We start from the raw sequence: 11,873 nt of genomic DNA on the forward strand, positions 1-11,873 counted from the left end.
GTTCAATCTGAGCCAGGATCAAACTCTTCAGTTCAAACCTGTTACTGTTTTTCGGTTCCGTTAGAAACCGGTCGCTCACTCAACGTTCTGACGATGATTATCCTGTCCGAAAACAGAAAAACCTTCCTCTGATACTTCGTGTGAGACTCTTGATACTTTTGCCATTATTCCAGCCCCGAAAGACTGAAACCGCACTCGCTATCAAGCGCCCACACTTATCGGCTGTTAGTTTTTAAAGAGCACATCGCAAGAGCGCTACCACTTCAACTTCCGTCTTGCGTCGCTGCATCAGCAGCAGAGAACGAGATTATGACGGGCCGATGATCTCCTCGCAAGCCCCCCACGCAAATTATTTTCTGGAGCCGCAAGTGCACGTCAAAAACTTCAATACGGGGATTGCGAACGCGGAAAGCCTTTACCGATCTTTCCGCGCTCGATAATCGCCCGACGACTCAACTTCCGAAGAACGCCGTACAGAATCCCGCAGGCCCGACGCAATCCGATGCCGGCATCGAACCATGCTTCATTGACATGGGCGTGCGCATCGCGCCGGATCCGGAAGATGCGCCGCCGGCACTCGTGCCACCGTAGGCTTCGTTCGTCGCGTTCGCGTTCTTTTGCGCAGCGACCTTCGCTTCCGCGGCCTGAATATCCGCGGGATAGTCGGCTTGCTCACCCATGGCGGGCGAATAGCCGGCCTGTTCGAGCTGGACCAACTCGGCCTTCACTTGTGCGCGCGTCAGCGGAGCGTTCTGGCTCTGCGCGAAAACAAACGTGGGCGCGGCGACAACGGCGAGGGAAACGACGAATTTGGCGATGGCGTTCATGATGTTCACACTCCGACAGAAAAGGTTGACCGGATCGCACGCGATCCACGAACCTCATCGAACGCACAGGGCCCTTGCGCGGCTTCGACTCACTCGATCCAGGTTTCAAGCGTAGAGGCTTCGATTGGTTAACCCGGACATGCCGCGATCTATTCCCACGGCGACGCACGATTTGCGTCGAACGTAAGCCGGCTTCGAGGGAAGTGAAGGATGGGAGCGCGGCGGACGAACCGGATGAGGAGTCCGGCAAGGCGCCAGCCAGCGCCCGTCCACCGCGATCGAATTGTGCCGCAAGCCGCCGCGAAGATCATCGCTGCTCGCGTTGAAGATGCCTTGCCGATCTCGCAACAATGACGCCCGCGAAGCCGATGCTCAATGTGCGTCCGGCACGAGATGCACGCGCTTCTCGGTCGCGGCTTCGACGGCCGAGCGCGAATACAGCAACGGAAAATACTGACCGTCGAGCCACATCTGCGCGAGATCGCGGTAATGCGGGTTATCGGGGTCGCCCGACTCGCCGGGCAGATTCACCGCGCGCGAGTTGTCCCAGTTGCCGACATCGACGACCACGCGAAACGAAGGCCCGTTGGTCTCGCGGAAATCGCTCGCACGATAGGTCGACTGATTCGGCGTATAGGCGCTGCCTCCCTTTCCAATAGGCCCGACGTTGAGCTTCGCGCGCATATCCGCATCGACGACATCGGCCAGAGGATGCGCGTTCAGGTTCGTCTGGAGCTTGCCCCATTGCCACTGGCTTGCATCGTCGCCTTGCAGATGCCGCATTTCCCCATAGGCATCCCGCAGACTCGAAAGCAGAACCGCATCGCGTTTGGCTCGCGCGTTATCGCCGAAACGTGTTTCAGGATGTTCGAGCGTATCGAGCATCACGGCGGTATCGGGAGCACCGAACGACGCCGCCGCGTCCTTCGGCAGCACCGCTTCCTTGAACGTGCGTCCGAGATGGCGCGAGAGCCACACTTCTTCGAGCGCGGCTTGCGGTGAATCCGCGCCCATGTGCGCGTCCCAGCCTTTCAGCATCGCGAGTGCGGCGCGCGTGTATTCATCATCGCTCGAAAGCGGCGCGAGCAACGCGACGAGCCTGCGCGCCGGAATCGAAACGATATCGTTCTGCAAGCGCTCCGAGTCTTCGATCGACACCTTGGGCAGCGACTTCAACACCTCGTCGATACGCTGATGCCGCGACCCGTTGGTCCACTCGAAACCGAGCTTGCGCTCGGCATACGGATAGCCCGCCGGCAAGTTCATTTCATTCGACGTGGTGAAATAGGCTTGCGCGGGGTTATAGACAGAGGGCATCGCGTCGCGCGGCCAGAAGCCCGCCCATTCGTAGCGGCCATCGCCGGGCACGGGCATGAGGCCATCCCAGTTCGGGCGTATCGGCGCGAGTCCGCTCGGCACCCAGCCTATGTTGCCGTCCTTGTCCGCGTAGACCTGATTGACGGTCGGCGCGCCCCAGGTCGCAAGCGAAGCCTTGAATTGCGCGTAATTCTTCGCGCGCATGTAGCGCATCGAATCGAAGTACGGCGACATTCCCGGCGACAGCCACGCGGTGCGCACCGCGAACGCGCGATGCTTGCCTTCTTCCGTATAGATCACGGGCCCATGACGCGTGAACAGCAATTCGGCGTTGACAGGCGACCCGTTGCGCACCGCGATCTGCTCGCGCACGACGCGCATCGGCTCCCACTTGCCCTTGTATCGATACTGCCGTGGATTCGCCGGATTCAGCTCGTACACGTAGAGATCTTCCTGATCGATATTGAAGATCGTGAGACCGTAGGCGATCGAACCGTTATGCCCGATCGAAATGCCCGGAGCCGAAGGCTCGCCCGCACCGATGATATCGAGCGTCGGCGTGCTGATCTGCTGGATGTACCGAAGGCTCGGCGCCGCGTACGCGCGATGCGGATCGTTCGCCATGATCGCGCGGCCCGTCGCCGACTTCGATGGCGCGATCACCCAGTTGTTGCTGCCTTCGGTAACTTCCTCGGGATTGTCGGCGGCGGCGATCAATGTCGTCGATGCATCCGCGCTTTTCATCGACTCCTTCGTCACGCGCACGCCTTGCGTGGCGAGCGTGAAGACCTTGAGGACATCATCGGGGAGACATGGATCGAGGCCGGCAGGCATCTGGGCTTTCCACTGCGGCTGCAGGCCGAAGCGCAGGGCATCCGCGTCGAGCGAACTCTTGCACGTGACGCGCGCACGCGCGACTTCACTCGTCAGGTTCCGCGTGAGACCGTGACTGCGAATGCGCACGATGTCGTCGGCATTCCATTTCGCCGGCCAATAGCCGATCTTGCGAAATTCATAGGGCATGCGATCCGGATGCGCCGCGAGCCAGTCGATATACGCGTTGACGCCCGCCGCGAAGCGCGTCGCGGCAGGCTTCGCATCGGGACCATAGCGCTGCCATTCGGTCGCCATGTCGCCACGATAGAGAAAGAGCCGCGTGGCCTTGTCCTGCTCCACGTAGGCCGGGCCGAATACTTCCGAAAGCTCGCCGAGTCCGCGCCTGCGCCAGAGATCGATCTGGAACATGCGATCGCGTGCCGCGTTGAAGCCCTGCACGAAGAACGCATCGCTGTCGTTGGCCGCGAAGATGTGCGGTACGCCCCAGCGATCGATCAGAATGTCCGATGGCTGTGAGAGCCCCGCTACGGCAATCGTTTCGTCCGCAGGCGCATCGGCGAGCGCGACGTGCGCCGCAAGCGGCCCGAACAGCGATGCGCCGATCATCAGCGCAAGCAGGCCTTGTCCCTTTCTTCCCTTCATCGTGGCGTCTCCGTTGTTATCGATGTCAATTCACGCGGATATCGCAATGTTATGCGAATGCTGCAAACGCGCAAAGGTTACATCCGGATACGCCGATTCGAAAATGATGTCGAGCGAAAGCACCTTCATTCGTCGATATGGTATTGGCGCAAACGAAGAAGCGTGCGCCGTGACAAAGGAGATACCCGATGACCCTCCCCGATCCGATATCAGTAGCCAAGCGCGTCTATGACGCTTACGTCACGAAAGACCTTGATGCGATCGAAGCACTCGTCGCGGACGATTTCCACTTCACGAGTCCACGCGACAATCGCCTCGATCGAGCGACCTACTTTGCGCGATGCTGGCCGAACTCGCGCGCAATCGCCGATTTCACGTTCGTCCATCTCGTGCGCGATGGCGAGCACGTGTTCGTCACCTACGATCTGCGCATGAAGGACGACAGCGCGTTTCGCAACACGGAGGTTCTAACCATTCGTGATGGCAAGCTCGTCGAAGCCCAGGTCTTCTTTGGATGGATGATCCCGCACGAAGCATCGGAAGGCGGATCGCTATAAACGCGGCATGTCATTCGTTCTGCCGCGGCTCTTCCTGCAAGGCCGCGTCGCGGATGACTTCCGCGAATTTCTCCAATGCCTGTAGCGGACCACTCACGCTGTTGTATTCCTGGGTGCCGATCCGGCCTTCCAGCACCACCGAAAAGCCGCAGTCCTGCGCGATCTTTAGAAGAGTATCCATGTCGCTGTCGCCTTCGCCTCATTGCAGTAACGGCGAAGCACACGCAATGCCTGCTCACGCTTGCGTCCCACTCTCGTCATCCCGCCTGCGCGCGTTTGTCGGACAAGTTATGCGAGGCGGCGCACTAACAATGCGCGCTTGCACTCGTACGCTTTTCATCGAATGTTCATAAATGGACGGAGAAGTGTCGCGTGAATGCTTTTGACACGTCGATCCAGACCTGGCTCGTGCATATCGCGGCCTCGTCCGTCATTTTTACTCATGCTGTCCACGCGATTGCCGATTTTTACCTAACGAAAGGCGTCCTTCCACTGGCGATTCTCTGGGCGATCTGGTTCAAGGCCGGCGATTCCCAGCAATGGCGCCGCGAGATGGTCGTCGCCATTCTCGCGTCGGGCTTCATTGCGTTTATGCTCGGCAGGCTCGCTGCGCTCGCGCTGCCCTTTCGACTTCGGCCGGTCTACGATCCGAATATTCACCTGACCTTCCCGTTGACGAATGAGACGGGCAATTTTCTGCGCATGTGGAGTTCCTTTCCCAGCGATCATGCCGCCCTGTGGATGGCTATCGCAGCGGGCATCTTTCTCGTCTGGCGATGGATCGGCGCGCTCGCGATCCTGCACTGCATCATCCTCGTGTGCCTGCCGCGCGTCTATCTCGGGCTGCACTATCCGACCGATGTGATCGCGGGCGCGGCCATCGGCGCGGTCTCGGCATGGATCGTCACGCGCGCCCCGCTGCGCGCGCGCTTTGCGCCGTATTTCGTGCGCTTCATGGAACACCGGCCCGCCGTGGGCTACATGCTCGCGTTCTTGTTCTTCTTCGAGCTCGCGACCATGTTCGACGAGCCGCGCCTCATCGCCTCTTTCATCGTCAAAGCGCTCTAAACGCCACGTCAGGCGTCTCGCCGGCGCCGTCCTCTCCTATCCTTGTCTTGTACGCGGAAGCGCGCGTCCCACGCACGCACCGCTTGACAGTAACGACTCGTCTCGTCTATTGTTTGGTACACCAACCAAGACATTGAAAGATACCTGATCATGGAGCGCGCCATGAGCCGCCTGACCGGCATACCCTTCTATCTGCTTTTCGCCGCGGCACTCGCGGCGTGCTCTCATCAGGACCGCGACGTCTATCAAGGCTACGTCGAGGGAGAGTTCGTCTATCTCGGCTCGTCGCAATCGGGCAAGCTCGCCGCGCTGTCCGTCTCGCGCGGCCAAACGGTGAAAGCGGGCGCGGGCACGTTCGCGCTCGAATCCGTCGATGAAACCGCCGCGCTCGATCAGGCGCAACGCCAACTCACCGCCGCGCAGTCGCAGCTTCAAGACATCCTCACAGGCAAACGCGCACCGGAGGTCGCTTCGGTGCGCGCGCAGCTCGCGCAGGCACGCGCGAACGCCCGCAAGGCCGCGTTGCAACTGAGCCGCGACGAAGCGCAGTTCAGCGCCGGCGGCATCGCCAAAGGGCAACTCGACGATTCCCGCGCCAACGCCGATGCCGCCGCCGCGCAAGTGCGCGATCTCGCCGAACAGGTCGATATCGCGCGCCTGCCCGGCCGTCCTCAGCAGATCGAAGCGCAGCGCGCGCAGGTGGCCGCCGCGCAGGCGTTCGTCGTCCAGGCGCAATGGAAGGTCGATCAAAAGCGGGTCGCGGCGCCGGCGGACGGGCTCGTGTACGACACGCTCTATCGCGTCGGAGAATGGGTGCAGGCGGGCACGCCCGTCGTGCAGATGCTGCCGCCGCAGAATGTGAAGGTGCGCTTCTTCGTGCCGGAGAACGCGGTGGGCGGTCTCGCGGCGGGGCGCGCGGTATCGATTCATTGCGACGGATGCGCGGAAGACGTGCCCGCGAAGATCACCTACGTGTCGAATCAGGCGGAATACACGCCGCCCGTCATCTATAGCAACGAAAATCGCGCGAAGCTCGTGTTCATGGTCGAGGCGCATCCTCAGCCCGCCGATGCGGCGAAGCTTCATCCCGGCCAACCCGTCGCGGTGAGGTTGCAATGAACGCGCAGGACACGCCCTACGTCATCGACGTCCACAACCTCAACAAGCGTTTCGGCGACAAGCACGTCGTCAACGATGTGTCGTTGCAGGTCGCGCGCGGCGAAATCTTCGGCTTTCTCGGTCCGAACGGCAGCGGCAAGACGACCTCCATCCGCCTGATGTGCGGCCTGCTCACGCCCGATTCGGGCAGCGGCACGTGTCTCGGCTACGACATCGTAAGCGAGAGCGAGGAGATCAAGCGCAACGTCGGCTATATGACGCAGCGCTTTTCGTACTGGGAAGACCTGACCATCCGCGAGAATCTCGATTTCGTCGCGCGCATGTATCAGATGAAGAACCGTCGAGAAGCCGTGGATCGCGCGCTCGAAGCGCTGGGCTTGCAGAGCCGCGCGAAGCAACTGACGGGCTCGCTTTCGGGTGGATGGAAGCAACGGCTCGCACTCGCCGCATGCATGCTGCACGAGCCGAAGCTGTTGTTGCTCGATGAACCGACCGCGGGCGTCGATCCCACCGCGCGCCGCGACTTTTGGGAAGAGCTGCATCGTCTCGCCGCGAAAGGCATCTCCGTGCTCGTCAGCACGCACTACATGGACGAAGCCGAGCGCTGTCACAAGCTCGCGTATATCGCTTACGGCAAGCTGCTCGCGCAAGGCACCGCGAACGAAGTGATCGCGTCGCAGAATCTCGCTACGTGGAGCATCCACGGTCAGCATCTCAGTGCGCTCTCGGAACGCTTGCGCAAGACGCCCGGCATCGACCAGACGGTCGTGTTCGGCTCGGCGCTGCATGTGAGCGGCAGCGATCACGCCGCGCTCGAACAGGCCGTGCGTGACGCGACGAAAGACGGCGCAACCCATGCGGAGCGCATCGAAACCGGGCTGGAAGACGTCTTCATCTATCTGATGAGCCACTCGACCGACAACTTCAAGGTGGCGTCATGACAGCGCGCGGTGGCTTCGCACTGTTCGCGCGCTTCTCCATCACGCGGTGGTGGAGCATCGTGATCAAGGAGTTTCTGCAGCTACGGCGCGACCGCATCACGTTCGGCATGATCGTGGGGCTGCCGATCGTGCAGCTCGCGCTCTTCGGCTACGCGATCAACACGGACCCGAAGCATCTGCCGACAGCCGTGATCGTCGGCGATCAAAGCCCGTTTTCGCGCAGCTTCATCGCCGCGATGGAGCACTCCGACTACTTCGATATCGTCGAAACACTGCCCGACGATGAAGCCGGCCGCCGCGCGCTCGCGCAAGGCCGTGTGCTTTTCGTGCTCGACATTCCCGCCGACTTCTCGCGCAAGCTGTTGCGCGGCGAGCGGCCCGCGCTGCTCGTCGAAGCCGACGCCACCGATCCGAACGCGGTCAGCAAGGCGAGCAATTCACTGTCCGCGCTCGTGCAATCGGTGGCGAGCAAGGACCTCACCGGTCCGCTCGCGCGTTTGAATGGCGGGCCCGCCGCGTTCGACGTGCAGGTCCACAACCTCTATAACCCCGAGGGCATCACGCAATACAACGTCGTGCCGGGTTTGATGGGCGTGATCCTCACGATGACCCTCGTGATGATGACGGGCCTCGCGATGACGCGCGAACGCGAACGCGGCACGATGGAGAACCTGCTCGCGACACCCGTGCGCCCCGTCGAAGTGATGACGGGCAAGATCGTGCCCTACGTGTTCATCGGCCTCATTCAAGCGACGATCATTCTCGGAGCCACGCGCTTCGTGTTTCATGTGCCGTTCGTCGGCAATCCGCTCGCGATCTATCTCGCCGCGCTGCTGTTCATCGCCGCGAATCTGACGGTGGGCATCACGTTGTCGTCGCTCGCGCAGAATCAGCTTCAGGCGATGCAACTGACCATGTTCTACTTCCTGCCTAACATCCTTCTCTCCGGCTTCATGTTTCCGTTCGCGGGCATGCCCGCGTGGGCGCAGTTCATCGGCAATCTTCTGCCGCTCACTTACTTCAACCGCCTGATACGCGGCATTCTGCTCAAGGGCAGCGGCTGGGCGGACCTGTGGCCTTCGGTCTGGCCGATGGCGCTTTTCACCGTGATCGTGATGTGCATTGCGCTGCGCTTCTACCGGCGCACGCTGGATTAGGGAGACGTCGATGAAACCGCTTCTTTCCCTTTGCGCGCTCGTGTTGTGCGGCTGCACGGTCGGCCCCGACTTTCACGCGCCCGCGCCGCCCGACACGCAAACCTATGTCAAGACTTCCGTCGCGATGCAAGGCTTTCCCGCCATCGATCATGCTTTGCCGCGCTGGTGGACGCAATTCGGCTCCGATGCGCTGAACCGTCTCGTCGATCGCGCATTGAACGATAGCCCGACGCTCGAACAAGCTCGCGCGAAGCTTCTGCAAGCGCGTGAAGACTATCGCGCGCAAGCCGGCGCGACATACTTCCCCGCCGTCGATGCCTCGCTCTCAGGCACGCGTCAAAAGGTGGACCCCGCCGCGTTCGGCGTGCCCATTCCGAGCCCCGGGCCTTTCACGCTCTACGATGCATCGGTCAGCGTGACGTACACGCTCGATGTCTTCGGCGGCGAGCGGCGCGCGCTCGAAGCATTGCGTGCGCAAGTGGATTACCAGTCCTTCGAACTCGACGCGGCGCGTCTTTCGATCGCGGGCAATGTCGTCGCGAGCGCGATCCGGCGCGCTTCATTGCAGCAGCAGATCACGCTCACCGAGCGCCTCGTCGATGCACAGATGAGGCAGTTGTCGATCATGGAAGGCCGCCTGCAAGCGGGCGGCGTCGCATCGTTCGATGTGCGCAGCCAGCGCACGCTCGTCGAGCAAACGCGCGCGGGTCTGCCATCGCTCGTCACGCAGCGCGATCAGGCCGATCATCGGCTTGCGGTGCTGCTCGGCGTCGAACCGTCCGTCGCCGATTTCGATGCGATCACGCTCGATTCGCTGCGTCTGCCGGACAGCGTTCCGCTCACGCTGCCTTCGACGCTCGCACGCGAACGTCCCGATATCCGCGCATCCGAGGCGCTGCTGCATCAGGCGAGCGCGAATGTCGGCGTGGCGACGGCCGATCTCTATCCGAAGTTCTCGCTGTCGGCCGGCGTGGGAAGCCAGCGCACGAATATCCACGACATGCTCAACAGCCTGAACGTATGGAATGTCGGGCTGAATCTCACGCAGCCGCTGTTTCATGGCGGCGAACTGCGCGCGAAGAAGAGATCGGCGGAAGCGGCCTACGATGCAGCCATGCAAGGTTATCGGCAAACCGTGCTGGAAGCCCTCCAGCAAGTCGCCGATAGTCTGACCGCGCTACAGAACGACGCGAGTACGGTGCAGGCGCGCGAGATCGCGGCGAGCGAAGCACGAGCGAATCTCGATACCACTGGCGCGCGCTACACGGCAGGCGGTGTGAGCCGCTTCGATCTGCTCGACACGCAACGTCAGGCGCTGCAAACGCAGTTCGATTACACGGCCGCGCAAGCGAACCGCTTGTCAGACACGGCCGCGCTCTTCCAGTCGCTGGGCGGCGCCGGCGAGGACACGAAAGGCGCGATCAAGCCGGTTGCATCCGCGACTAACTAGCGAGCGTCCCGAGCCGATGCTTGAGCACCTTGCCGCTCGCGGACACCGGCAGCGCATCGAGAATGCGGATCGTCGAAGGCCGCTTGTACGGTGCGAGCCTTGCGCTCACCCATTGAGCGAGTTCGCGTTCGTCCGCCACGCAACCCGGCCTCAGTTCGACGAACGCGAGCACGTCCTCGTTGCCCACCGCGCTTCGCCCGATCACGGCGGAATGCAGCACGGCAGGGTGACTGTTGAACGCCTGCTCCACTTCGGCGGGATACACGTTGAAGCCAGAACGGATTATGAGTTCCTTGCTGCGTCCGACGATATACAGATTGCCGTTCTCGAAGCGCGCGAGATCGCCGGTTTTGAGCCATCCGTCGGCGGTCACCGTGGCCGCTGTTTGCGCCGCATCGCGGGAGTAGCCGAGCATCACGTTCGGGCCGCGAATCCATAATTCGCCGGTCTCGTCGGCGGCGTCTGCTTGCGCGAGCGGCACGATGCGCGCCTCGACGCCCGGTATCAACGGACCGACGGATGAATCGTGCGCGGGCGCATCGAGCAATGTGTTCGACACCGTCGGACTGCTCTCGGTCATGCCGTAGCCGTTGTGCAAGGGCACGCCGTAAAACGCTTCGGCCGCCGCCTTCAGCGTCATGTCGAGCGGCGAGCCGCCGCAATAGACGAATCGCAGCGACGGCGCATTCAGCCCGCCGCGCGGCGTGAAATGATCGATCAGCTTCGCGTGCATCGCGGGCACGCCCTGAAAGATCGTCATGCGTTCTTCGCTGAGTACGCGTCCCGCGCGCTCGGCATCGAAGCGTGCCGCGAGCCGCAAAGACGCGCCCGCATGGAGCGAGCCGAGGCACATGGACGCAAGCCCGAACACATGCGAGATCGGCAACACGGCATAGACGCGATCGCCCGAACTCACGCGGCGCAGCGTGCTCGATACCGCCGCGACGAAGAGCAGATTGCGATGCGACAACATCACGCCCTTCGGTGCGCCCGTCGTGCCCGTCGTGTAGATGAGCGCCGCGCATTGCCGGTCCGAAGGCAGGCCGTGCGGTTCCTGCGTGGAAGCGTTATCGACGGCGCTCAGCGCGAACGCGCCGATCGGCGTTGCGTCGAGCGATTCGATCGCGGCACCGTCGCGTTGTGCATGACGCGCGGCATCGTCGGATGCTTCGACGGTATAGAGCGCGATGCGCGGCGTCGCATGCGCGCGGATCGCTTCGAGCTCGACGGCGGACAGGCGCGCATTCGCGACGAGCGCCCATGCATCGAGACGACTCGCGGCAAAGAGCGACGCGACGAGCGCGACGCTGTTCTCGCCGATCAGCATCACGCGATCGCCGGCCCGCACGCCCGCCGCTGCGAGACGCGCGGCGAGCGCATCGACGGCATCGTCGAGTTGCGCATACGTCAGCGTGCGCGCGTCTTCATGCAACGCGATGTGATCGGGATGCGCCTGCGCGCCGCGCGAGACGATCGCGTCGATGCGCGCGGGCAGCGACGCGATGAGCTTGTTCGTATCCATATCGGGCGATACCGTTCGTGACCCTGAGGCCCGAATGATAGCGCTCATGCATCAACCCGCGAAACGCGGCTCCGGAATGCCACGCACGCCGAGGCCCGTCACCGCGAACAAGCCGCCCTTGTCGCGCTCCTTCTGCGGAATGCCCCACATCGGGCGGCCCATCGTCGATACATAGAGGATGTCGAGATTCGGTCCGCCGAACATCACGCTCGTCAGATTGCGCACGGGGAACGGCACGATGCGATCGAGCTTGCCGTCGGGCGCGAAGCGCAGAATGCGGCCGCCGAACACGAGCGCGGACCAGACGTAACCTTCCTCGTCTACCGTCGCGCCATCGAAGGTGCCGGCCATGTCGTGGGGGGGGGCGCGCCAACCCCGCGGAGGGTGCGCCGCCCGGGGGGGGGGGGGGGGGGAGGAGGGCAGAGAGGGGGCGAGA

General features: G+C 62.6%; 11 protein-coding genes. 6 read left to right on the forward strand and 5 right to left on the reverse strand.

All coding sequences use genetic code 11. The annotated features are described in order from the left end of the window. Window positions 1-452 precede the first annotated feature (452 nt). Window positions 453-827, reverse strand: a complete 375-nt coding sequence (locus QCE73_RS31825; protein WP_309885024.1) for a DUF4148 domain-containing protein — start codon at window positions 825-827, stop codon at window positions 453-455. A 372-nt stretch (window positions 828-1,199) separates the two neighbouring features. Continuing rightward, a complete protein-coding gene (locus tag QCE73_RS31830) occupies window positions 1,200-3,623 on the reverse strand; it encodes a penicillin acylase family protein (protein WP_404989832.1) in 2,424 nt (807 codons plus the stop codon). 188 nt (window positions 3,624-3,811) lie between these two features. On the opposite strand from QCE73_RS31830, the gene QCE73_RS31835 reads away from it, so the two are divergent. Further along, complete coding sequence (locus QCE73_RS31835; RefSeq protein WP_309885025.1) at window positions 3,812-4,180, forward strand: nuclear transport factor 2 family protein; 369 nt, start codon at window positions 3,812-3,814, stop codon at window positions 4,178-4,180. Window positions 4,181-4,190: 10 nt separating this feature from the next. Here QCE73_RS31835 and QCE73_RS31840 read toward each other — a convergent pair whose 3' ends face one another. Beyond that, window positions 4,191-4,361, reverse strand: a complete 171-nt coding sequence (locus QCE73_RS31840; RefSeq protein WP_309885026.1) for a hypothetical protein — start codon at window positions 4,359-4,361, stop codon at window positions 4,191-4,193. Window positions 4,362-4,552: 191 nt separating this feature from the next. Between QCE73_RS31840 and QCE73_RS31845 the strand changes: the two genes are divergently transcribed. From QCE73_RS31845 to QCE73_RS31865, 5 genes are all read left to right on the forward strand, one after another. After that, window positions 4,553-5,248, forward strand: a complete 696-nt coding sequence (locus QCE73_RS31845) for a phosphatase PAP2 family protein (RefSeq protein WP_309885027.1) — start codon at window positions 4,553-4,555, stop codon at window positions 5,246-5,248. A gap of 162 nt (window positions 5,249-5,410) precedes the next feature. Beyond that, window positions 5,411-6,367, forward strand: coding sequence for an HlyD family efflux transporter periplasmic adaptor subunit (locus QCE73_RS31850; RefSeq protein ID WP_309885028.1), 957 nt, complete (start codon window positions 5,411-5,413; stop codon window positions 6,365-6,367). Further along, a complete protein-coding gene (locus QCE73_RS31855) occupies window positions 6,364-7,308 on the forward strand; it encodes an ABC transporter ATP-binding protein (RefSeq protein ID WP_309885029.1) in 945 nt (314 codons plus the stop codon). The genes QCE73_RS31850 and QCE73_RS31855 overlap by 4 nt, the downstream gene beginning before the upstream one ends. Beyond that, a complete protein-coding gene (locus tag QCE73_RS31860) occupies window positions 7,305-8,465 on the forward strand; it encodes an ABC transporter permease (RefSeq protein WP_309885030.1) in 1,161 nt (386 codons plus the stop codon). The genes QCE73_RS31855 and QCE73_RS31860 overlap by 4 nt, the downstream gene beginning before the upstream one ends. Before the next feature lie 10 nt (window positions 8,466-8,475). Beyond that, on the forward strand, window positions 8,476-9,915 hold the full coding sequence (locus tag QCE73_RS31865; protein ID WP_309885031.1) for an efflux transporter outer membrane subunit: 1,440 nt from the start codon (window positions 8,476-8,478) through the stop codon (window positions 9,913-9,915). Here QCE73_RS31865 and QCE73_RS31870 read toward each other — a convergent pair. Continuing rightward, window positions 9,908-11,437: a class I adenylate-forming enzyme family protein gene (locus QCE73_RS31870; protein ID WP_309885032.1), complete on the reverse strand. Its 1,530-nt coding sequence runs from the start codon at window positions 11,435-11,437 to the stop codon at window positions 9,908-9,910. The two genes, QCE73_RS31865 and QCE73_RS31870, sit on opposite strands and share 8 nt — an antisense overlap. Window positions 11,438-11,488: 51 nt before the next feature. Further along, window positions 11,489-11,788, reverse strand: coding sequence for an SMP-30/gluconolactonase/LRE family protein (locus QCE73_RS31875; protein WP_309885033.1), 300 nt, complete (start codon window positions 11,786-11,788; stop codon window positions 11,489-11,491). Between the last annotated feature and the right edge of the window lie 85 nt (window positions 11,789-11,873).

This window comes from Caballeronia sp. LZ029 (assembly GCF_031451275.1).
GTDB lineage: Bacteria > Pseudomonadota > Gammaproteobacteria > Burkholderiales > Burkholderiaceae > Caballeronia > Caballeronia jiangsuensis.